The sequence below is a fragment of the Alicyclobacillus kakegawensis NBRC 103104 genome (assembly GCF_001552655.1).
Classification (GTDB): domain Bacteria; phylum Bacillota; class Bacilli; order Alicyclobacillales; family Alicyclobacillaceae; genus Alicyclobacillus_G; species Alicyclobacillus_G kakegawensis.
The window spans coordinates 1-20,829 of the sequence record NZ_BCRP01000013.1 but is presented as its reverse complement, the minus strand read 5'-3'; the positions used below and the strand labels follow the sequence as shown (position 1 = coordinate 20,829).

The window sequence follows — 20,829 nt, the reverse complement described above, 5'->3', positions numbered from 1 at the left end:
CCTGGGCAAATCATCCTTCCAGCTCGGCCAGCCATGGGCAGTTGGGAAGATGTCTTTGCAATGCCCGCGACAGCCATTGAAGTTGGGCCTCGGTCAGGTGAGGCAGACAGACATGGAAATCCTGGTTGTCCTGGTCCCTTCCTTCTTTGGCCTTGAATAACAATTGCCACTCGGGAGCCACAAACGGACGACCACAGGTGTCCGCTCGACAAAAGTCGCGAATTGGCATGCGGATTGACGAATTTCGTCGGAAGATCACTTCGTCACCAATTCTATCAGTTAAAAACACTTCGATGAATTGGTCGTTCTTCCGCATGTGCAGGGAAAATCGAGGCGGAGATGTATCTTCAACCGTTCTGCATGCCTCCAAACGACGCTCGCCGGGAACAGCCACCATTATCTCCCATTCCGAGAAGTAGTCCAGGAGCTCTTGCGCATACTCACGAAAAACGCATATGTCCACGTCTTCATGGGCACGGGTAATTCTGCCCAGGGCGAGATCAATCGCCCATCCACCGCCCACCAACCAAGGATAGGGAAAATCATGCAGCACTCGGATGACACGATTCAGCTCATCCACGCACTCCCGAAATATGATTCGTCGCCCCCGTCGCTTACTTTCTACTTTGTGCAACCCGACTTACCTGAACCTCGCTCAGAAACCTTTCTACTTGCGCACGGGTGCGCAAATGGATGACACACTTGCCCTCACGTAGCGCGTCCTGCAACCGTCGTAGAATGCCCGCCTGTTCGCGTCTGCGAAAACCCCAAACGTACCTCAAGAATTCCACATCCAGTTTCTCACGACACCCTTCTGCCATGTCTGGCCGGGTGCGACCAACATATTGCACGGCCCGCTTGCACACCCGCCACAGGCACAGCCAGCGTGGGACATCGAGAAAGACGATGGTATCGGCCGCCTGGATGCGCAGGTCCAAGGTGGAACCATAATGCCCGTCGATAATCCATTCCTCACCGCTGATTGCCTTCGTGTGCAGCCGAATCCACTCAGGGCGAGGCGTAGCCGTCCAGCCGGGGCGCCAAAATAACGAATCGAGATGGATCACAGGGATCCTGGTCGCCTGACCCAGCCGCCGGGCAAGCGTCGACTTCCCCGCCCCAGGAGAACCAATAATGACGATTTTCCGCATCCGTACCACTCCGCCGTTCAGACCCGCGATCCGCATGCGAGCGGGTCCTCTCTTGCAACGCGCATCAGATCGCTGCTGTCTGCGTCAGTCGCACACATTCGGCTATAATATCTAAAAAGTTCTTGCCACAAGAAATGAAGGTGAAGCTGTGTTCCTGCGCGAGGTCCGCTTTCGTGACTGGCCTCAAGAAAGTCCCGCATACCCTTACAAGATCCCGGCATTCCGCGGGCTTTCCAGAATCGAGTTCGATACACCCGTGACCTTCTTCATCGGAGAAAACGGATCGGGCAAGTCCACACTTCTGGAGGCCATCGCCATCCAGGCGGGGTTCAATCCGGAAGGTGGCGGAAAGCAGAACGTGTTTTCCACGGCGAAGACCGAATCTCAGCTGTATGAACACCTCCAACTCTCATGGCTTCCCAAAGTCACGCGCGGCTTTTTTCTGCGAGCAGAGAGTTTCTTCAACTTTGCCAGTCACATTGAAGAGGTGGAACGAGAGTGCCCCACCGGCTACGCAGCCTATGGAGGCAAATCATTGCACGAACAGTCTCATGGTGAATCGTTCCTGGCCCTCTTCACCTACCGGTTTCGGGGCCGGGGAAAGGCGCTGTATCTCCTGGATGAACCGGAGGCTGCCCTGTCTCCATCCCGACAACTGGCCCTGCTCCGCATCCTTTGGCAGCACGAGCAAAGCGGGCAAAGCCAATTCATAATTGCGACACACTCCCCCATTCTCCTGGGTTATCCAGGGGCCCGCATCCTCAATTTTGATACCTCCCCCCTATCTCCTGTCAAGTACGAGGATACCGACCACTATATCATTTCTAAACAATTTTTGCTTCATCGAGAGGCCTTGCTTCAGGAACTTTTTCAGGAGGACGATCCCCAAGCGTGAGCACTCTCGCCAAAAGACTGGGTGGACGCCAGCCAGCCGTCAGACAGCCACAGCACCTTCCCCCTAGCAGCTACCTCGACTCGGCAGGCTGGCGTGCCAGAAGGATGACAGTGACAAGGACGCACACCCCTCCCAGCATCGCCAGCGCTCCCATTTGTACATGTAGACACGCAACCGCGATGATGGCGGCAGACAAGGGTTCGCCACAAGACAGGACGCTTGCTTCGAAAGCGGAAATATATTTCAGGCTCGCGATGTAGACGTAAAACGCAATCAACGTTCCAAACACAACAACAAACCCAATAAGCCCCCAGGTGCCGAGTGTGTAGTGACCGGTAAAGTGCCAGGGAGGGGTTACGAAGGACATGCCGACACCGCCGATGAGCATAGCCCATCCCACGGTCGCCGCCGCACCGTATCGGCGCAATAAATGCTGCGGGTACAATGAATAGAAGGCCACCGTGATGGCGGAAACAATCCCCCACAACACAGCCAGGGGAGCCACCGAAAAGCTGTGAAAATCCCCATCGGTGACAAGCAACAGGGCACCCACGAGAGCGAGAAAGGCGGACAACACCTGTCCGGCGCTCGGCATGCGCCGGCTTCGCCATGCGCCGTACACGGTGATGAACACGGGACCCATGTATTGAAGGATGGTTCCTGTGGCCGCATTCCCGTAACGGATGGATGCGAAATAGGAATACTGGACCCCCAGCAATCCCACAATCCCAAAGAGGATAAGTCTCCCGGCGTCTCGTCTATCCTTCCACACCGCCAGTACCTGCCTGGGACCGGACTTGACGCAACTCCCCGCCAAAAGCAGAAGGCCCGAAACACTCATACGCACCGCGACCAACCAGCCTGGATTCAATCCATCACGCTGAAACAACACCTGCGCCACAGTCCCGGACACGCCCCAAAGCACAGCCCCCAGAAGCACCATGGACAGGCCCTTAAAGCGGTCGAATTTCGTGCCCGTAACCGCCACGGAGGGCGATGTCCCGCCGGAAACAGGAACCAAATGGTCCGCAAAGTTGAGCTTGGATTCGACGTATTCCAAAGCTGTACCCCCTATTGTTTGCAACCTCCGCCCCATCCGCTCGTGTCCCGATACGCATGCGCGCTTTCGAAACGTCCGCACGTCGCAAAGCCACACTTTTGATAGATCCGCTCGGCGACTTCATCGATAGGAAACACCCATAACTGAGCGCAGCCTTGGGTTCTGGCCTCTTCCTGCACCCGACGCAGCAATGGTTTGACTAATCCGCGCCCGCGAAACGCCTCGACGATGCCCACCGACTCCACGCGGGCGTGACGGCCACACATAAACAGACAGGCGATTCCTGCGGGATGGCCATGAACACGCATCAGGAAGTGGGTATACAGAGGACTGTGGAATTCACGTTCAAACGCCTTCTCCCGTACTTCCCGTCCCCCAAATTCCGTCATGCTGCATTCCACATGCAGGGCGTCCACATAATTTTCATCTGTTACCGGTTCGACAGTGACCTCCGCATGGCTGACCGTCTCCACGAAGGTCCCGCCCCATATCTGGACCGCATTTACAGATGTCTCCGTACGATAGCCGTTCATCTGCAGGTGTTTCATGAAGTCTTGATTCGCCCGTAGATTCCATATGTAGAAACGGGGAGCGATTCCTCTCCCTTCATAAAACTGCTCAACCTGCTCGCGTGTGGCGCCATGGTTTTCAGGGACCCTCAGCACCCAAGCGTGGTTTGCATCCCAATGTGAGGGATTGTTCTCATTCCAGTATAAATAACCCCAGTCCTCCTCCTTGGTGTTCGCAAACGAACGCTTGTACGCATGCTCCATTTCCATGATGATGGCGGTATCCACGACCGACACTCCCAACTTGGTTTTCAAAATGTGAAAATTTGCACCGTTTCACGGTTGTTTGCAGCTTGCACACAGGGTCACTCATGACGCCATCCATCAGGCACAGGTTTTACGATCCGGTGACCATAACCGGTCCCTCACCGCTGAAAGGTGTATGCCCGCTCCACTTTGCAAACCCGGACCGAGAAACATTCATACCACTATTGCACGCATATGTCTCCTACATGGGCAGATTCCCCGGCTGCGCATCCGAGTTTCCGGACAAACCGGACACGGTCTCCACCTCGGCCGTCGTAATCCGATGTGACCTGGACCCCGTCTACTTCGGCGTCGCCTGGTTCTATCTCAAATCCCATGGCCGTGTGAAACGCGATGGAAGATTGGTTCCCTGGAGATGTGATGCATCGCACCTCTCGGCAACCACGCTCTCGCACGACTGCAGAAAACCTGTCGTAGAGTTGACAAGCCAACCCGCGCTGGCGAAACTCGGGATGGACACCGACAAAATGTATGTACGCCTGCTCAGGTTGGGATTGGGACACAAAGCCAACCAAGAACGCGATAATCTGACCGTTTTCCTCCACGGCAAAACTCGTATCCTGAAAGTGTTGGAAAAAGAGTCTGGGAAGCATATCGGCCATACGCCGGCCTCCCCACCAATGATCGATCACGCTGATGATGGGCCCGTAGTCCTGTTCACGGATGTTGCGCAATTGCACACGAATCCCTCTTCCTGCACGTGTATTCAAAACTCACTGAACGCGTTGCGCCGTCTCTCTTGCGAACCTGGGCATCAACGACTCCCCGGTCACCTCGCCGACATGACTTTACTCGCGAATCGCAGGAGTTCCGCGCCAATGACTCCACAGACCATGAGGGTCCATGCCTGTTGCCACGTAAATGCAGATGTCTGAGCTTGAACGTCATTCAACGCATGGACGAGAGCCGCCCAAGAGATTGATCCGCTCCTCCACGCCATCACGGTAAACAGCATACCCGAAACGAAGAAGGCAAGAAAGGACATTCCAAGCTGGCCAAACGGTACATGTTCGTGATAAAACCACTCGCCCCAATGGGCCGTACTGAAGAGCAGGCTGACAACGACGGCCGCCCAAACCATACCGAGTCGGTCTCGAAAAACTCTCATGAGAACTCCGCGGAACGAGTATTCTTCAGCAAAGCCAACCCCAATATAGGTTAAAGCCACCAGAATCATAATGTCCGCAGGTTGCGGTTGCGGTTGCGGTCGAAAGACAAGACAAAGCACGACGACAAGTAGGGCAATCAACACCACCCGCATGCGACTCGGCCTACCACATAAAGGTATGACCGGGCGAAGACGATAGGGACGGACAATCAAAAAGTATAGAAGAGCCGGAAAGAAAAACTCTCCGACCCACGTTCCAATCAACGAACTTAATAGCCCATTCCAAGGCGTCAGTACATGGTGCCCCACTATATCCTTTATGGCAGGACCAACATACGTAAAGACAGCGATGTCCCAGCCAACCACAGACAGGACATAGAGGCCATGGCAATCAGAAGGGCACGGTTTTGTCGTATGGGACTTCCAGACCAAGCACCTGTCTGTTTGAACATGCTGGGCCATCACGCTCCGATTTCCTCCATACACCTTAAAATTTAGAAGTTCTATCATGGCCTCCTGTTTCCCTCCCGCGCCGTTGCACCCCCAATGTCGCGTCTTGGACCAGTTCCATCCCCACACCATGTCGACCGGCATGGCTGGTTACCTGCTGGGGACCGCGCGGCGGCATGCGCCAAACGGGATCGCGAAAAGGCCCCGGCCACTCCTCACATCCTGTGGACGGCTTGCGAAATCTTGCGGTCATATTCCCCCATCGTTTCGGCCGCACGCGTTTGACGATATAGTGATGGAGAGGTGAGAAGCATGGACGAGTCGCTCTGGCGGGCGATTGTGCGGTGTGAACCCACGTTCGACGGGCAATTTTTCTACGGTGTGGTCACAACCCGGGTCTTTTGCCGGCCATCCTGCCGATCGCGCACGCCGCTTCCGGAAAATGTCCGCATTTTTACAAGCGTCGACGATGCCATCGCGGCTGGGTTCCGCCCCTGCAAGCGTTGCCGCCCAGATGAGGACCCGCTTGGCCCCGACGAGGCGCTGGTCGAGTGCGCGAAAAGGGTCATGGACCGACGCTACCCTGCCCCGCTGAGGCTGGGCGACATCGCGCGCGAACTCGCTGTCAGCCCATACCATTTGCACCGGGTGTTTCGTCGGGTGGCTGGAACGACCCCGGCAGCATACCTCCTCCAGACCCGGGTGGAGGCCGCAAAAAGGGCACTTGTGACGGAATGTGGTCGCCCCATCACGGATATCGCTCTAGCGGTGGGATTTCAGAGCGCTTCACACTTCTCGACCACCTTTCGCCGAGTCGTCGGGTGCAGTCCTAGCCGCTACCGAGCTCTCCATGTGAGAAGTCAGGCGGAACAGGAGGTCGCGCGATGAACCTTCTATCGAACGTGGTGTATTGGGACACGCTGCAGCACCGTGACTGGACCTTTCACCTGGCAGCCACCGCGGAAGGACTTTGCCGCGTCACACTGCCCAACGAAACGTTGGCCACTTTGAAACGTTGGTTGACAACGCATGTTCCGGATGCGGCCTTGGTGCATGACGAGAGGAAATTGGCAACCTATCGGACGCAGATTGAGCAGTATTTGACGGGGCGCAGGCAGAACTTCTCCCTCCCGCTGGTTCTCACAGGCACGCCGTTTCAGGTGCAAGTCTGGCGCGCACTGTTGGCCATCCCGTTTGGGACCACGTGGAGCTATTCCGAGCTGGCCGCGAAGATTGGGCGGCCCACCGCCGTCCGAGCCGTGGCAGCGGCAAACAGGGCCAATCCCATCCCCCTCGTCATTCCCTGCCACCGGGTCATCGGCAAGAACGGATCACTCACTGGCTACCGGGGCGGCACGGACATGAAGGCAAAGTTGCTGCGGTTGGAAAGCGGGACGCCTGTCCACAGTTGAAGAGCGCACGAGCTAGTCCCCGCGTGCCACGACCTCGACCTTAATCCGGTCGGGGTCCTCAAAAAATACCACATAGTGATTCGTTCCTCCCGCGTGGGGATGGCGGTTCTCATACAGGATGCGTACCCCGCGTTCCCGGAGACAATGCGTGACTTGATCAACCTGGGCACGGGATTGGGCGTGAAACGCCAGGTGGTTCAGCCCTACACGCCGCCGGTGGAAAGCTGGTTCCTTATATCGGTCCGCGACCTGCACAAACACGAGATACGTGTCACCCAGCCGCCAGCTCCTCCCGCATTCCCAAATCTGGTAGGGTTGGTATCCAAGAAGGCTGAGAAACCATCCCCAAAATTCAGCCGAGCGTTCGAGATCAGACACGTTGATCTCGATGTGATGTAACAGGCCACAACAGTCTCTGGGCGGCATGGTGCGCCCTGTTGGAAATGAAATTGGAGATGGATGCGAAAGTGGGGTAGAGGGCCGCCATTCTTCACGGAGTATTCCCATCCGAATAGAATCATAATAATGACCGTTGTAATACCTGCACTTTCGCAGACGCCCTTCCAGTTTCATACCGAGCTTTTCCGCACAGCGTATCATTCGTTGGTTGCCCGACCACGTAGTCAGCCCAATCCTCGGCAGCGACGGCATCGACTCAAACAAGTGATCTATCCACAGCCGAAGCGCCCGAGTGCCTATGCCGCCGTGCCAATAGGCCGGATCGTAAATGACAATCCCCACTTCCAACCAGTTTGATGGTTTGTGCTCCCAATAATAAGAAACCGTGCCGACCAACTTGCCGGATACGGTGAGCGCACACCGTGACGGCACCACATCATCCCTGAGCACCTGCTGTCTAAGCTCGTCACAAAACGGCTCCAAATCTTGATGTTCAAGGGGAAAATACGGCGCATCCCACTTTTTCCATTCCGGGTCCGGTTGTCCGTATATGAACCGCCATAAAGTCTCGTAATCATGATCTTCCAGCGAGCGGATCGTGATATCTCCGTCGGTCAAACATGTCGTCCGCCTTGCGTGGCCTGTCACAACGAATCCCCCCTCCCGCGTTGAAAGCTTGCTGGCTGACAGGACCTTCTTTCTTTTTCATGCTTCAAGAACCCGCGAGAGGCCACCCAGCCCATGATAAGGGTGACATTGCCACCCAACATGGCCGTGACAGCGGATATGGAAAGCGGACTGTCGCAGCCGCTTGCGTAGAACGGTCCACACCATGCATTTCGTTTCTCGTTACCTGGAAGTGATTCGCAAGTAATAGCCGTCAGGGTCCTGTAACCGAAAGTCCTTCAATCCCCAGGGGCGAACTGTAAGAGCCTCCTGGATGGGATAACCAGAGCTTCGCACCTTCTCGTAGAATGCGTCTACGTCATCCACCTCGATAACGATCTCGACACCGATTCCCTTTCGTTCATTGGGATGGCGTAATTGAAGTGGATGATCTTGGGGCAGGTTGGCCAGGGCCCCCAGTCCAATTTGAACACCGCCACTCCTGACCACGGTATATTCTGCGGTTTGCTTTTCACTGGAGGAAAACCCCAGAACGCGCACATAAAAGTCGGCTGATGCTGCAACGTTTTGCACAAAGAGCTCGATTCGGGATGTCATCACAGCGTTTCATCTCCCTGTCCGCATGCGTCATTCCGGTGACGTGTCGGCCAGTTCGAGTTGCCTGCCTCGGTATTCCTGTTCTAAAATCGACATCACGACAAGAGATTCGTAACCATCCGCTCCCCGAAGACACTCTCTGAGGACACCCTCTGCTGTGAATCCTAAGGCATGGTACACATGCTGCGCCCGAATGTTATGTTCCTTGACATCCAACCATAATCGGTGGGCCCTTAGTTCCAGAAAAACCCACCTCTGCACGAGTCGAATCGCCTCGGATCCGTAACCAAAACCCTTCTCTGCAATGACGATTCGAATCAACTCCACGCTGCGGTTCAGGTTCTGTACCCCTGCCAAGATCATGTACCCAATCCGCCTGTGGTCATCAGTCCTCTCAATCACAAGATGTGCCTTGTCCGCATCTGTCATGGCCCTTTCGTGTTCGGCCCTGGACCAGGGTATAATGAAACGAGCGTTGTCTTCGTCACTCTCCAGTCGCAAGACGAAATCGAGGTCTTGCGGTTTTGTATTGCGTATGGTTGTAATTTCAGATTGCAGGAAAACAGCCATTGAACATCCCTCGCAAATTATTCCTCTTCTTGTGACACCGATATCCCGTTGCGAATGAACAGCGCTGCAGTCACGCCCACACCGTCCTTTGTCTTTCCGGAAAACGATCCGTCGTAGATTTGTGAGCTCCCGCAAGACGGACTCTTCGCTTTCAGGACTGCTTCTTTGGCCTGCACCATTTGCGCAATCCGCAGCGCTTCCACCGCCCCTCGAATGAATTCATCTGTTACATCGTTTCCCTGAGAGTCCATCACCTTGGCTCGTCCGTCGAGAACGTCGAATCCATCTCCGCCCACAATTTCCGCCGGATTTCTCGGAGTTGGCAAACCGCCCATTTGCTCTGGGCAAACGGGAATGGCGTCACCTGATTGGACCCATGCCTCAATATCCTGCCTTGTGGCTGCCCTGTGATCATACCGGCATCTGCATCCTGCCAGACATGCGCTGACCACTTTCATAATTTCTCCTCTCCCGTTCACTATTCAGTTCAACTTCTTTTCCAAGATGATCTTCGGTTCCCCCTTCTCGTCCGTGTATGTCCCAACGATGTCGAACCCATGGCGCAGATTGAGAATCAGCATATCTCGCCACTTGTTTTTGGTTTGCGTTCGAATGACCCTGTATCCTCGCTTGCGGCACCACTCATGCTGTCTGCGCATCAATTCCGATGCAATGCCCCGCCCACGGTATTCTGGATAGACACCACCGAGCCAACTGTAAAACCGTTCCGTCCGATCTTCATATCCGACTTTGTAACCTACAACTTCACCGTGGTTTACGGCGAAAAGAATGAGAAACCGTGATTTCCTTTGCAGCTCCATGGAAATGGTGTCTGAATCTTGCTCTGTGAAAATGCTGTCGTGCAGACGACACATGCCACTGTCATACGGTTTGCCCGGGTACTTTTCGAAGCTTACATATTCGACCATTTACTTCTTCACCCCCCCAACACGAACTCGCAATCAGCATTGGCCAACTCGGCGGCATCTTTCCCGACATGATTTTGAAACGCTCTTACGAGTAGATGCCCATAGACATACCCGGTTCTTGGCGGCATCCCGGACATCGGGATCTTATCAAGGTGACGTGAGAAAAGAGCAGACATGGCGTCGCTGTCACCTGGATCAATCGTCTGTACCCATGTGCTTATCTCGTCCATATGCGATTGAACCCAGGAGACCGTGTGGCAAGGAACAAAACAATACTCGTGAATGGGTCGGCCTGGTTGAATCTCCTCAGAAAAACGGATCTCCAGTCCCTCTGTGACACCACGTTCATGAATGCCAGAATCAAAAATGTTCTGGGAAAGTAAACTTTTCCGAGGATCTGACATCTCTCCATGACCTCTGCCTCAGACGCAAATCCCTTGGGTGTAAAGTGAATTTTATATAATAGGCTCCAGTTTCGTGGTAGATAGCGTTCGTAGGATTGGAGCCAGGTATCATCCGTTGTCCTCTGGGCACTTGCCACGAAATCTCGATCAATCCAGTACCACCGCGGCAAAATATCCCCTCCACTCGAAAAGTGGACAATTTCAGTACAAACGTTTCGTATAACTCTCCGACAGCGAATCAGCCACCTTGTCAACGTTCATTCCTGGCAACCTAGCATGATCCGCTAATATTTTGGCCGGATTCGGCAATTTGTCTGAACCGGGCCATGAGTCTGGCTGCCACAAACGGGATCGTTTAAATGACTTGGCGCAGTGGACGTAACACTCCTTGACCTCGACGCCAATTGCGACCAGTGGCCGTCTACCATTGACCTCCATTTGAGACAATAGGGAACCATCTCGAAGGATACAAGCCGTACCGTTGACACGTAGCGTCTCTTCCAAACCTGGAATCAGAAAAACGAGGCCAACATGTGGATTCGAAAGGATGTTGCGAAGCGATCCATTCGACGATTCCCGGGTCGGTCGGGAATGACAAGATGCTTCTCATCAATCACGTACACAAATCCGGGTGCGTCTCCTCGAGGAGACACGTCGCATTCACCATACCTGTCTGCTGTCGATACGAACAAGCAAGGTGAGAGACCGATAAAATGACGGCAGTGTTCATCCAGGCGGTCAATCACCTTGTGACGAACCAACTCACTTGGATGCCCCATCAATTGACGAAGTTCGTCTTCCGTCGTGATGCGCTGGTGGACTGGGAATAGTTGAGTCAAAATGGTCACCCTTGTTCTCATGATACTAGGCCATCCGGCCAAGTTTCGCGTGTGATGCTGTAAATGTTGTGATGCTCCCACACCCCGTTAATCTTCAAGTAATACTCCGCAAATCCTTCAAATCGAAAACCGACCTTCGCCAGGACTCGGATGGAAGCAGCGTTCCTCGGCATCACAGCCGCCTGAACTCGGTGCAGATTCGCTTCCCTAAACGCAAATGTAACCGCCATTCGAACCGCTTCCGTCATATACCCCCGACCATTGTGTTGTTCATCCAGAAAGTAGCCAATTGTACAACTTTCCCAAGCGCCACGCACCACGTTGCTCAAGTTGACCCGACCAATGAGCTCATTGCGGTCAACAAGAAAGATGCCAAACCCGTATCCTGTTCCCGACTCCCAGTTAGCGATGGACTTCTCTATCGCCTCTTGCTGCCCGAGCAGCGTGAAATGGTTGTGCGATGGACTCGGTTCCCACGGTTTCAAGAACCCACGGTTCCGCAATCGAAGTTCGAGTAGAGCATGAGCATCGTTCCGCTCCAACCTCCGCAAATAGATGTGTGATGATCGCAGATTCATGCTTACCCCCGCCCGAGCTTTATCTCCTTTGGCCCATTCGCTCGGCACATTTTCAGCGAGACTACACCAGCCCCCATCATGACTCCTACGACAGATGGTACACACCCTAGCGTTTTTGCGCTGCCACAAACCACAACCTCAAATCTTCGACATCGCCGCCTGGGTCGGATTCGGTTTGAACGTGAAGCTCGCACTCCAGAATTTTGTAATCGGCCTCCAACATCGATTGAATCTCATTCTCGTTGAAGAAGTGTAGAGGCTTCCCTGGGTGTTTCTCGAACGTGTCTGGTTCTATTTCTTTACCCACGCCATAATTGTTTGTGTCATGTACCGATATACAGGAGAAGGTGAGGATGCCGCCAGGTTTCAGCACGGCGGTCATGCGGCGCAGAAGTTGCTCTCGTTGCCGGGCCAGAAAGAGGTGTAGCACATTCGACAGATACACACCTTCAAACTGCCTTCCGACGAGAAAAGTTTCATCGAAAATATCACCCACCGTATATTCGATATCGGCTGACCGCTCCCTGGCTTGTTCCATGGCCAGCTGTATGGCGACGTCGGAAACGTCAAACGCAGTTACCTGCAGACCCTGGCCTGCCAGGAACACACTGTTCCGCCCGTATCCGCATCCGGGCACCAGTACGCTTTTCACGCCCACTCGCCGGAAATGCTCACTCGCCATGATGGCGGACGGGCAGGGCGAGTCGCCCCAAATCCGCCCGCGGCTATATCTGTTGTCCCAGTATGATTTTACCCTCATTTTTTGATTATCCATAAATTTCATTGCTCCTTCTCCTCACGATGTGCATAAATATAAATACGAGTATTCACATCAAATTTGTCGACTGGACTGCCAGAGACACCGCAACACTTGTTGTAGTGTTTCTTTTTTGTACACCATCGCGAAACGAGGTGTCATTCCTAATGCGTAGATATTTCAAGGTCAGATCCATGAAGCCAGGACTAGTTGTCAGTGCCATGACAACGACATCGCTTTTGTTCAGCGCGGCGCTCCCTGTTCAAGCGGACACAGTTCGGTATGCAAACAACAAACATTGGGTGGGAACATGGTCTGCCAGCCCACAAGCCCCGTCGAGCAGCGGTATTTCTTACACAGGGTTCGATAACCAGACCATTCGAATCATTGTGCACCCTCATGCGAACGGCAAAGCCATACGGCTTCGTTTCTCCAACACGTTTGGGAGCAATCCGCTCACCCTAAGCGATGTTTACGTTGGATACACGGGAACGGGGGCTCAAGTGATCCCTGGGACCAACCACAGAGTGACGTTTGGGGGTACCCGCTCCGCAACGATTCCTGTGGGCCAAGAGTTACTGAGTGATCCCGTATCACTCCCGGTTACACATTACCATGATTTGACCATCAGCATCTATGTATCCGGGCAGACCGGTCCGACAACCTGGCATCCCGATTCCCTCCAAACCAGCTATATTTCCAGCACAGGCAACTATGCGTCGGAAAGCAGCGGCCAGGCCTTCTCCGGCCAAGTCAACTCCTGGTTTTGGTTAGACGGCGTCGATGTCCAAAATCCGTCGGAGCGTGGGGCCATCGTCTTATTGGGTGCCTCCGCCGCCAACGGCACGGGTTCCACTGTAAACGCAAACCACCGTGTCTCCGATTATCTGGCAGATAGAATCAATCGAGAACCTGTAGGGCTGAGGAAATCTGTTTTGAACGAGGGGATCCCTGGAAACCAATTGCTCAGTGACACGGCCGGAAGCGGCCAGAGTGCGCTGAACCGCCTGCAACGAGATGTCTTGGACCAGACGAAGGTGACAGACGTCATCCTGTTCGAGGCGAATAATGACATCCAAGCGCATAAGAGTGTGGCTCAAATCATCGATGCTTATAAACAGATTATCCAACAATGCCATCAACGAGGCATCAAGGTTTTTGGGGCAACCCTACAACCTTTTGAGGGATCTGGGTTTTACAGTCCAGCCAATGAAAGAACGCGGGAAGCCGTGAATGATTGGATTCGTACGAGCGGTGCGTTTGACGGTGTAATCGATTGGGATAAAGCTGTACAGGATCCGCAAGACCCGCAGCGTCTCTTGCCTGCTTACGACTCCGGAGACCATCTTCACCCAAACGACGCTGGATACGAAGCTATGGCCAACGCCGTGAACCTGTCGCTCTTCCATCATAGGTGACGTTCTGGCTGCATACGCTCGGCCCGACGCCGTCTCAGGCTGAATCGGGCCGTAGATTCAGCTTAGCGCGCGCGAGGCACGCGGTCGCCCATCCTGTCGCACATCTTATTGAAGAATCACATCGTCAATCAGGCCATAGGCTTTCGCTTCCTCCGCACTCATGAACCTATCCCGGTCCGTATCCGCCGCTATCCGTTGCACCGTCTGCCCAGTGTGCTTGGCCAAAATTTGATTGACTTTCTCGCGCGTTTTCAGCATCCAATCCGCATGAATCTTAATGTCCGATGCCTGGCCGCTCGCTCCACCAAGCGGCTGATGAATCATGACCTCGCTGTTCGCAAGCGCAAATCGTTTGCCCTTGGCGCCTGCCGTAAGCAAAACCGCACCAAAGCTGGCCGCCATCCCCACACAGATAGTCGAAACGTCCGGTTTGATGTGCTGCATGGTATCGTAGATGGCGAACCCGGCCGTGACTGAACCACCCGGGCTGTGGATGTACATATGAATGTCTTTGCTCGGATCATCCGCTGCGAGGAACAGCAATTGCGCCACGACCGAGTTGGCCAGCTGATCATCAATGGCGGAACCCACGAATACAATCCGATCCTTCAACAGACGTGAGTAGATGTCGTAACTCCGTTCACCTCGGCTGGTTTGTTCCACCACGTAGGGAATCAATCCCATTAGAGCAGGCCTCCTTTAGCTGGTGCATTACGCCGCAAGCACGGACATCGGGGTCAGGCCGTTTGCAGCGCTCGGAATGGCCGGACTCCGGGCGGATATCAACACCTTGCTCGTCGCCTGCACCGGATCGAACGCGTCACCCAGGCACAGCTGGATGAGCGCTGCAGTGTCCGCCGCATGAAACGCCGCCACGTACGCTTGTAGGACCTCTTTCTGCACAGCGTGGTCTGTTGCAGGCTGCATCTCCGTCACTGAAGCCAATCGCCTTTTCGCCCGGTGCAGCAACGCCTTCACAGCGCCTCGGCTCATACCGAGCAGTTCCGCAGCTTCCCTGTCCGCATATTGAAAAACAGTGCACAGGAGAAATACGGCTCGTTGCTTGGGAGTCAGCCTCTGTATCAGGACTTGCAAGGCCGCTTCCACTCCCACATGCTCTTCCGGCGGCGTGGATCCGCCCAGGTCTGACAGTTGCCCGGGATCGAGCGGGTGACATTTTCTCTGTTGGCGGACGTGGTCAATCCAGGTGTTTTTCGCGATCCGCCGCAACAGCGCCAACATGTTTGGGTGCGGCTGTCCCTGGAGAACTGGGAGCGCTTTGAGCAACGTGGCCTGCACCACGTCTTCGGCCTCCTGACGGGAACCGCTCAGGAACTCGCAATAGCGGAGCAAGTGGTCACGCACGGCCGACAACCCTCCACAGACACTCGACTCCGGTTGTCCAGACGAGGACATCGCGACATGGTTCTTCACTTCATCTCCCTCCTTTCCGCTGACATGTAATAAACGATGGAGAGGGCCAAAAGGATACGCGTGCACGGAAAACAGGTTTGCAGACGATTTCAAGACTGGGGCGTCTGCAGAGATGCGTGGAGCCAGCCCCTCTTCATTACCATCCAAGTGTGAAACGGCCTTCATTATGGAGGTGAGAGAGGAGGAAACCACGACACACGGCGATCCGGTCACCAATCACCACAACCCTGCCGGCCCGATGACAGGCATTGAGGAAGCCCACAAACGTAGCTCGCAGCGGCTGCACGATTGGTCAGTCAACGGAATCGGCTATTAGTGCGTATTCACTTCGTGGTAGTGACTGCGCGAATCCGAAGACACATGACTGCTCCGTGAACTCAAGTCAATATCGGCGCCGATAGACAAGTAAGTAGGCGAATTGAATCAAGTTTACACCAGCCACTAAAAGAACAACACAATTTTGGAACTGTGGATACGTCAGGTGGTAATCCGCATTGCAAAAATATAGGGCAGCCCATCCCCCCAAAATGAAAGGGAAGGCTTTTGCGCGGGATTTGTCGAGAATCAGCCTTCCTCTTTCGTCACGACCCTCTTGCAATACGAAGCGTCTTGAATAGTAGTGGGACGCAAGGTACAGGGCCACGGTCACGAGAGTTAGCCACTTAATCATCTTCGCCACTCCCATCTGGTATATATTGGAATACTTCATTTATGTCTTTATCAAATAATCTGGCTATTTCAAAAGCCAGTATAAGAGACGGGCTGTATCGGTTGGCTTCAATTGAGATGACTGTCTGTCGACTGATTCCGAGACGTTCCGCAACCTCCTTTTGAGACCAGCGTTTCTCCGCGCGGAGCACCATCAGCCGATTCGTCAGACGTCCTTTACGAATCATTCTCATCACTCCGCACCAATAGTAATATAATTTTTACATAATGTCAAGAATATATTACACGAAAGGCGACAACACGTCCGATATGCCTTGCACCAAGCATAGATGCCCCAGTCCCACGAGAATAAAGGGAGACACATATTTATTCTGCGGGCGCGAATCCGAATTTCTTCACAAAACGGTATCCTGTGATCTCATATCCGAGAGCCCTGTAAAAGTGATGGGCCTCTTCTTCCCGGCCGAAGCCGCTGACCAACCAAGTCCCGATACAACCCTGATCCCGAGCGAGCTTCTCCGCAAAGTCCATCAAAAACCGACCTACCCCTTTGCGCCTTGCCCCTTAGTCCACTACAATCACAGATACCTCGCCATAGCGACTTGATTCCTCTAAATTCTCACGAATACGGAACCCGAGCAGACCCAATACCTTCCGGTCCTCGTGACAAACGTATAAAGAATCGAAAGCGCTGTTCGATACGAACTCTATGCGTTCCTCCATCGTCTGCGCAGACACTTCATGACCGGTCAACTGTCCCATCAAGCGACTCAAATCTTCAACATCTTCGATGCGAGCCGGACGAATTTCTAGAGTCACCATTCTCTTCCCCTTTGCAAATAGCCTCGCTGTCTAACCCATTTAACACTTTCACGCCCACACCTTCATCCGCCCAGCCAGCGTCCCCGTGTGAAACTCCAGCTGTGTGCCATCGGGATCGAGAAAATTCACGGTCCATCCCCCACCACGCTCCACCGGTCCCCGGACAATTGGCACGTTGGCTCTCCGCAACCCTTCGACCGCTTCATGAAAAGCCGCTGGCTGAATGTAAAAGGCCACATGATCAACGCCAAACTGGCGCCGCTGGGACGCAAGTTCCGGCCTCTCCTGCAGACAGACCCACGCAGCCCCCCACTCCAGATAAGCGTCCCGTCTCCCCCGGTGCACCAATCGCATCCCCAGTTGACCCGCGTAAAAATCGAGAGACTTGTTCAAATCCGACACATTAATTGTGACGTGGCTAAAGTCTCGCACACGAAGGATGGTTCCCCGATCCAGCGCTAGAACGGCTATGGCTTCTGGAATTTGTTGTACATCCCACGCCGGCAGAATAAAAGGCGGGGTCGCAACCGGGGAAGAAAAGTCTTTCCGCACAGAGACTTCAGGATTCTGTAACCAGACCGCATGGATCCCGCTTCGATTGGCACGCAGGATGTCGGTGTCCCAGGTATTCCCAACCATCACTGCCTCGTCCGGGGGAATGTTCAGCGTCTCCAACACCCTTTGGAACACGACCGGATCTGGCTTGCCGGAAATGGACGAATCAAGCTCGGAGGCCGTGGCACAGATGGAGTCAAAATACAGCTCGATGCCCAGCCTTTTGAGCATGCGCCGGCCGCTGTCGCTGTCGCTTACCGCCGTATTGCTGAGCACCGCCTGGCGATACCCTTGCTCTTGAAGCGTCTGCAGCACCTCAAGAACACCCGGACGCAGACTGATTTCTGGATACTCGTCCAGTGGCTTCTTGTCCTGCCCACCCGGAGGCGGCGTGGTGAGTGTGTCGCCGAGATCCCAGATGACCAATCGCAGCAAAGGCAGCCCCCTCTTTCAATTTTCAGATCCGAACAAATCTATGCAACGACTTCTACTGGTATTATTCTACTCGTACAGCTTCGGTCCTGCCCGCCTTGTGTTTGCGCCTTTCCTGCCTGGTTCTCCACAGCAAGTACCCGATGCACAATACCGCCACCACCATCGGGATCTGGATGAATGCCCCAACGAACGGGTATGCGACCAAGCAGAGGACGCATGCGACGCCCGCGCACACCTTGCCAATCCACGCTCGGAGCAAGCGCACCCCGGCCGCGGTGCCGAGAATGTAGGTGGCAATGCCAAGTGAATTCGGGATGTACACCAGCTGACTCATGCTAAGGTTGAATACATAGGTGACGACGAGCCCAATCCCAGCCAGCGCCCCCACCAACAGCACCGCCCGTTGTGGTGTGGACCTTTGTTCGTTGACGTGATCAAACCAAGCCGGAGCCAATCTTTCATGCGACAACGAGTAGGCCAAGCGGCTGATGCTGGCGACAAACGCGTTCGTGGTGCCCAGACAGATGACGAGTGCAAGTACGGCCGTCGCCACCACTCCACTTCCACCAATGGTGTTTGCCATGACCTGCGCCAGGGAAGCATTGTTCATCGCCTGCGCCATCGATTGCTGTCCGGTGACATACGAGTGCGTGCCTATCACCGCCAATGCGATCCCGAAATACAGCACACCCACAATCACCACTGCCCCCCACGTGGCCCGCGTCACATCCCGTTCAGGACGATGAAACTCGGGTGCCAGGCTCGCAATCGCCTCCCATCCAAAAAACGACCAGAAGATCAGCATTGCCGCCCTGCCTATGGATGGGAGCGCGGACGCCGAAGCATGCGTGGAGAAGGCACTGGCGTGCATGGACGGAATGGCAAACAAAATGGTGGCCAGCAGCACCACGACGATGAGCCCGCTCGTACCCAGTTGCACCCTCCCGCTCGTCCGCAGTCCAAGATAGTTGCCGATGACGGCCCCAAAAAGCACCACTGCCGCAATGAGGAAAGCCACCAGATTTGGCAGATGGAAGGCATACGTCACGTAGACGCCGCCGGTCAATGGCACGACAAACTGTCCTGCGGAAGCCGCGATGAAGTAAAACCAACCGATGAGTGCCCCAGCGTGACGGCCAAAAGCCTTCTCGACAAACGTAGAGACCCCGCCGGCGCTGGGATACTCCCTCGCCAGAAACGCAAAGGTGTAGGCAAGGGGAATGCTGAGCACAATCATTCCGCCCCAGGAAAACAAGGCATCGGCTCCCGCAATCCCGGCGGTCATGCCGGGCAGAATCAGGATGCCTGAGCCAATGACAGCACCGACATAGAGTGCAATCCCCTGCCACACCGAAATCGAGCTTTTCATTGTACCAGACACGTTGGAACCTCCCGAACCCGTCAGCTTGGTATTTGTGCACTTTGTGTTCCGGCACGACGCGGTTGCATCCTTGATATACCATGTCTTGGTTCGAGCTCGCTTTCAGCATCTTGCTGTCAAATCCGCATCTTCGGTCCCCGGTTCATGCCACTTTGTGTGGAATCGGACTGATGCCGCGCATCAGGGAGTACCTCTGGGAGACTCCGATGTGATAGGTCCGGGACAGCCCGGTCCTTGTGGGGCACGGGATTCTCACTTGTACCTGCCCTCGGTTGTCAACGCAACGAACGTTGAGTTGCTAACCTCAAGCTCGTGGGCTCGGCAGCGAATCTGCATCACCACCGGTCGAACATTGGCCCATCTCAAGCCTCACCCTGCCCTGAATATTTGATTAAATCTTCTGTTTAATATTCAACGCCTGGCATCCTTGCGGAAAAACGGTGGATCCACATGTGTATCCACCAGTCTCCCGTAAGCATTGGGCTTGCGATAGGCATTCCCCCATGTTTCCCGCTCCCGGTATCTCCGCAGGGCGTTATCCCCATAGGATACGTCTCCATCAGTTCAAGTGACTCATTCAACGGGATAAACTCACGTTCCGCATAGCAGCATCCTGTGGGAAGTTCCTTTCAGCGTGTTGCCGAACATTAAACAAAGTCATGAGCGATATGCCATTTCGCCGCAACATCCCACACATTTGCTGAAACGTATGCAACGGTGGCTCGAAATGAATGGCAATAATGTTGTCAAACTGCCCCAAATCAGAGATTGCACCTTCCTCTTCTAAATCTCGCTGATAAGCCTTCACGAATACGCCCTCTTGTGCTGCAAAATGGATCCCGGATGTAATAGATGCTTCTGTTCAAACTGACCGTAAACCTCAATATTCAGCACCCTCTGCTTTGAGTTGCGAACCCGTTTATCGATGCTTGTTGCCCCCCGAATGGCTCCAGATGCGTTCCACACTTGATTTGTCCCCGGATATTGTGACAACGAATACATCCGGATTGGTCAGCCGTGACCATTCTTCGAAGCCAAATCGTCCGTCAAAATGCTTCAACAACAAGGTCATCAAGTTGCCATGCGTAACGATAGCCACCCTCTCATAATTTTGGGATAAGACCTCGCTTACGCATTGAACCACTCGGTCCATCGCCTCCCGGCTCGTCTCCCCTCCCACGAACGCCAAGCCAAAATCCTGAAACGTCTGTCGAAGACATTATGACCAATTGTCCAAGTATTCTGTACTAAGTACCCTCTCTGATAGACGGGCATCAATCTGCATACCCACGTTCAGCCGTTTCGCCAGGGGCTCGATACTAAGCCGAGCGCGCAGGTACGGACTCGAAACAATCCACTCGATCTTGCTGTCTAACAGAAATTCTGCGAGACACTCAGCCTGTTCCTCCCCTTCTCGCGTCAACGGTGCATCCTGCGCTTGACCTATGGCTGAACAATGACGTATGACGTAGAGCTTCTTGGTCACCCGTATCCCCCGTTTCT

Annotated in this window: 23 protein-coding genes and 6 pseudogenes; 4 read left to right on the top strand and 25 right to left on the bottom strand. The window is 54.3% G+C overall.

Annotation, left to right across the window (positions count from 1 at the left end; all coding sequences use genetic code 11):
• Positions 1-10: 10 nt before the first annotated feature.
• Both AK2_RS10895 and AK2_RS10890 read right to left on the bottom strand, forming a co-directional pair.
• A complete protein-coding gene (locus AK2_RS10895) occupies positions 11-580 on the bottom strand; it encodes a nucleotidyltransferase domain-containing protein (protein ID WP_067934266.1) in 570 nt (189 codons plus the stop codon).
• A gap of 34 nt (positions 581-614) precedes the next feature.
• Positions 615-1,151, bottom strand: coding sequence for a DNA topology modulation protein (locus AK2_RS10890; RefSeq protein ID WP_067934381.1), 537 nt, complete (start codon positions 1,149-1,151; stop codon positions 615-617).
• A gap of 148 nt (positions 1,152-1,299) precedes the next feature.
• Here AK2_RS10890 and AK2_RS10885 point away from each other — a divergent pair, with 148 nt between their 5' ends.
• Positions 1,300-2,046: an AAA family ATPase gene (locus AK2_RS10885; protein WP_067934264.1), complete on the top strand. Its 747-nt coding sequence runs from the start codon at positions 1,300-1,302 to the stop codon at positions 2,044-2,046.
• A 70-nt stretch (positions 2,047-2,116) separates the two neighbouring features.
• Here AK2_RS10885 and AK2_RS10880 read toward each other — a convergent pair whose 3' ends face one another.
• The 4 genes from AK2_RS10880 to AK2_RS17155 form a co-directional block, all read right to left on the bottom strand.
• Positions 2,117-3,106, bottom strand: coding sequence for a DMT family transporter (locus tag AK2_RS10880; protein WP_369406141.1), 990 nt, complete (start codon positions 3,104-3,106; stop codon positions 2,117-2,119).
• Between the two features lie 11 nt (positions 3,107-3,117).
• The gene (locus tag AK2_RS10875; RefSeq protein ID WP_067934261.1) at positions 3,118-3,903 is read right to left on the bottom strand and encodes a GNAT family N-acetyltransferase; all 786 of its coding nucleotides are present in this window, start codon (positions 3,901-3,903) and stop codon (positions 3,118-3,120) included.
• A 200-nt stretch (positions 3,904-4,103) separates the two neighbouring features.
• Positions 4,104-4,622, bottom strand: coding sequence for a GNAT family N-acetyltransferase (locus tag AK2_RS10870; protein WP_067934259.1), 519 nt, complete (start codon positions 4,620-4,622; stop codon positions 4,104-4,106).
• 89 nt (positions 4,623-4,711) lie between these two features.
• The gene (locus AK2_RS17155) at positions 4,712-5,203 is read right to left on the bottom strand and encodes a CPBP family intramembrane glutamic endopeptidase (RefSeq protein ID WP_169794775.1); all 492 of its coding nucleotides are present in this window, start codon (positions 5,201-5,203) and stop codon (positions 4,712-4,714) included.
• Between the two features lie 609 nt (positions 5,204-5,812).
• Between AK2_RS17155 and AK2_RS10860 the strand changes: the two genes are divergently transcribed.
• Positions 5,813-6,388 (top strand): bifunctional transcriptional activator/DNA repair enzyme AdaA, encoded by a 576-nt coding sequence (locus AK2_RS10860; protein WP_067934255.1) that lies wholly within the window; start codon positions 5,813-5,815, stop codon positions 6,386-6,388.
• Positions 6,385-6,912, top strand: a complete 528-nt coding sequence (locus tag AK2_RS10855) for a methylated-DNA--[protein]-cysteine S-methyltransferase (RefSeq protein WP_067934253.1) — start codon at positions 6,385-6,387, stop codon at positions 6,910-6,912. The genes AK2_RS10860 and AK2_RS10855 overlap by 4 nt, the downstream gene beginning before the upstream one ends.
• A gap of 12 nt (positions 6,913-6,924) precedes the next feature.
• Here the strand turns inward: AK2_RS10855 and AK2_RS17915 are convergent.
• From AK2_RS17915 to AK2_RS10815, 10 genes and pseudogenes are all read right to left on the bottom strand, one after another.
• Positions 6,925-7,299, bottom strand: a pseudogene (locus AK2_RS17915) (VOC family protein); the annotation flags it as partial.
• 96 nt (positions 7,300-7,395) lie between these two features.
• Positions 7,396-7,929, bottom strand: a pseudogene (locus AK2_RS17910) (GNAT family N-acetyltransferase); the annotation flags it as partial.
• A 231-nt stretch (positions 7,930-8,160) separates the two neighbouring features.
• Positions 8,161-8,535 (bottom strand): VOC family protein, encoded by a 375-nt coding sequence (locus AK2_RS10845; RefSeq protein ID WP_245632877.1) that lies wholly within the window; start codon positions 8,533-8,535, stop codon positions 8,161-8,163.
• A gap of 30 nt (positions 8,536-8,565) precedes the next feature.
• Positions 8,566-9,105: a GNAT family N-acetyltransferase gene (locus AK2_RS10840; RefSeq protein WP_067934248.1), complete on the bottom strand. Its 540-nt coding sequence runs from the start codon at positions 9,103-9,105 to the stop codon at positions 8,566-8,568.
• Between the two features lie 17 nt (positions 9,106-9,122).
• Complete coding sequence (locus AK2_RS10835; protein ID WP_067934245.1) at positions 9,123-9,563, bottom strand: 2-thiouracil desulfurase family protein; 441 nt, start codon at positions 9,561-9,563, stop codon at positions 9,123-9,125.
• Between the two features lie 24 nt (positions 9,564-9,587).
• Entirely contained in the window at positions 9,588-10,034 is a 447-nt protein-coding gene (locus tag AK2_RS10830; RefSeq protein WP_067934243.1) for a GNAT family N-acetyltransferase, read from the bottom strand.
• Between the two features lie 8 nt (positions 10,035-10,042).
• Positions 10,043-10,438 (bottom strand): hypothetical protein, encoded by a 396-nt coding sequence (locus AK2_RS17305; protein WP_217994693.1) that lies wholly within the window; start codon positions 10,436-10,438, stop codon positions 10,043-10,045.
• A 201-nt stretch (positions 10,439-10,639) separates the two neighbouring features.
• A pseudogene (locus AK2_RS16515) lies at positions 10,640-11,298 on the bottom strand (pyridoxamine 5'-phosphate oxidase family protein).
• Positions 11,295-11,855: a GNAT family N-acetyltransferase gene (locus tag AK2_RS10820; RefSeq protein ID WP_067934238.1), complete on the bottom strand. Its 561-nt coding sequence runs from the start codon at positions 11,853-11,855 to the stop codon at positions 11,295-11,297. Before AK2_RS10820 ends, AK2_RS16515 begins: the two are co-directional and overlap by 4 nt.
• A gap of 106 nt (positions 11,856-11,961) precedes the next feature.
• Positions 11,962-12,639, bottom strand: a complete 678-nt coding sequence (locus tag AK2_RS10815) for a class I SAM-dependent methyltransferase (protein WP_067934236.1) — start codon at positions 12,637-12,639, stop codon at positions 11,962-11,964.
• A gap of 167 nt (positions 12,640-12,806) precedes the next feature.
• Here AK2_RS10815 and AK2_RS10810 point away from each other — a divergent pair, with 167 nt between their 5' ends.
• Positions 12,807-14,030 carry an SGNH/GDSL hydrolase family protein gene (locus AK2_RS10810; RefSeq protein WP_169794774.1) on the top strand — a complete coding sequence of 408 codons (1,224 nt, stop codon included), beginning with the start codon at positions 12,807-12,809 and terminating at the stop codon, positions 14,028-14,030.
• 105 nt (positions 14,031-14,135) lie between these two features.
• On the opposite strand, the gene clpP is transcribed toward AK2_RS10810, so the two are convergent.
• The 9 genes and pseudogenes from clpP to AK2_RS10765 form a co-directional block, all read right to left on the bottom strand.
• Positions 14,136-14,714, bottom strand: coding sequence for an ATP-dependent Clp endopeptidase proteolytic subunit ClpP (clpP, locus tag AK2_RS10805; RefSeq protein WP_067934231.1), 579 nt, complete (start codon positions 14,712-14,714; stop codon positions 14,136-14,138).
• 27 nt (positions 14,715-14,741) lie between these two features.
• Positions 14,742-15,464: an RNA polymerase sigma factor gene (locus AK2_RS10800; RefSeq protein ID WP_067934228.1), complete on the bottom strand. Its 723-nt coding sequence runs from the start codon at positions 15,462-15,464 to the stop codon at positions 14,742-14,744.
• A 662-nt stretch (positions 15,465-16,126) separates the two neighbouring features.
• On the bottom strand, positions 16,127-16,360 hold the full coding sequence (locus AK2_RS10790) for a helix-turn-helix transcriptional regulator (protein ID WP_067934223.1): 234 nt from the start codon (positions 16,358-16,360) through the stop codon (positions 16,127-16,129).
• A gap of 139 nt (positions 16,361-16,499) precedes the next feature.
• Positions 16,500-16,952, bottom strand: a pseudogene (locus AK2_RS10785) (GNAT family N-acetyltransferase).
• A gap of 51 nt (positions 16,953-17,003) precedes the next feature.
• A complete protein-coding gene (locus AK2_RS17150; RefSeq protein WP_067934377.1) occupies positions 17,004-17,396 on the bottom strand; it encodes a VOC family protein in 393 nt (130 codons plus the stop codon).
• A gap of 138 nt (positions 17,397-17,534) precedes the next feature.
• Positions 17,535-17,936, bottom strand: a pseudogene (locus tag AK2_RS17655) (HAD family hydrolase); the annotation flags it as partial.
• 70 nt (positions 17,937-18,006) lie between these two features.
• Complete coding sequence (locus AK2_RS10775; RefSeq protein ID WP_245632870.1) at positions 18,007-19,326, bottom strand: APC family permease; 1,320 nt, start codon at positions 19,324-19,326, stop codon at positions 18,007-18,009.
• 577 nt (positions 19,327-19,903) lie between these two features.
• On the bottom strand, positions 19,904-20,134 hold the full coding sequence (locus AK2_RS10770; RefSeq protein ID WP_067934219.1) for a hypothetical protein: 231 nt from the start codon (positions 20,132-20,134) through the stop codon (positions 19,904-19,906).
• A 111-nt stretch (positions 20,135-20,245) separates the two neighbouring features.
• A pseudogene (locus tag AK2_RS10765) lies at positions 20,246-20,812 on the bottom strand (histidine phosphatase family protein).
• Positions 20,813-20,829: the final 17 nt, after the last annotated feature.

Excerpts from the sequence above, each read along its gene's own strand:
- AK2_RS10890 (WP_067934381.1), bottom strand. The coding sequence starts at position 1,151 with ATGCGGAAAATCGTCATTATTGGTTCTCCTGGGGCGGGGAAGTCGACG.
- AK2_RS17155 (WP_169794775.1), bottom strand. The coding sequence starts at position 5,203 with ATGCGGGTGGTGTTGATTGCCCTACTTGTCGTCGTGCTTTGTCTTGTC.
- AK2_RS10860 (WP_067934255.1), top strand. The coding sequence starts at position 5,813 with ATGGACGAGTCGCTCTGGCGGGCGATTGTGCGGTGTGAACCCACGTTC.
- AK2_RS10855 (WP_067934253.1), top strand. The coding sequence starts at position 6,385 with ATGAACCTTCTATCGAACGTGGTGTATTGGGACACGCTGCAGCACCGT.
- AK2_RS10845 (WP_245632877.1), bottom strand. The coding sequence starts at position 8,535 with ATGACATCCCGAATCGAGCTCTTTGTGCAAAACGTTGCAGCATCAGCC.
- AK2_RS10840 (WP_067934248.1), bottom strand. The coding sequence starts at position 9,105 with ATGGCTGTTTTCCTGCAATCTGAAATTACAACCATACGCAATACAAAA.
- AK2_RS10835 (WP_067934245.1), bottom strand. The coding sequence starts at position 9,563 with ATGAAAGTGGTCAGCGCATGTCTGGCAGGATGCAGATGCCGGTATGAT.
- AK2_RS10830 (WP_067934243.1), bottom strand. The coding sequence starts at position 10,034 with ATGGTCGAATATGTAAGCTTCGAAAAGTACCCGGGCAAACCGTATGAC.
- AK2_RS17305 (WP_217994693.1), bottom strand. The coding sequence starts at position 10,438 with ATGTCAGATCCTCGGAAAAGTTTACTTTCCCAGAACATTTTTGATTCT.
- AK2_RS10820 (WP_067934238.1), bottom strand. The coding sequence starts at position 11,855 with ATGAATCTGCGATCATCACACATCTATTTGCGGAGGTTGGAGCGGAAC.
- AK2_RS10815 (WP_067934236.1), bottom strand. The coding sequence starts at position 12,639 with ATGAAATTTATGGATAATCAAAAAATGAGGGTAAAATCATACTGGGAC.
- AK2_RS10810 (WP_169794774.1), top strand. The coding sequence starts at position 12,807 with ATGAAGCCAGGACTAGTTGTCAGTGCCATGACAACGACATCGCTTTTG.
- clpP (WP_067934231.1), bottom strand. The coding sequence starts at position 14,714 with ATGGGATTGATTCCCTACGTGGTGGAACAAACCAGCCGAGGTGAACGG.
- AK2_RS10790 (WP_067934223.1), bottom strand. The coding sequence starts at position 16,360 with ATGATTCGTAAAGGACGTCTGACGAATCGGCTGATGGTGCTCCGCGCG.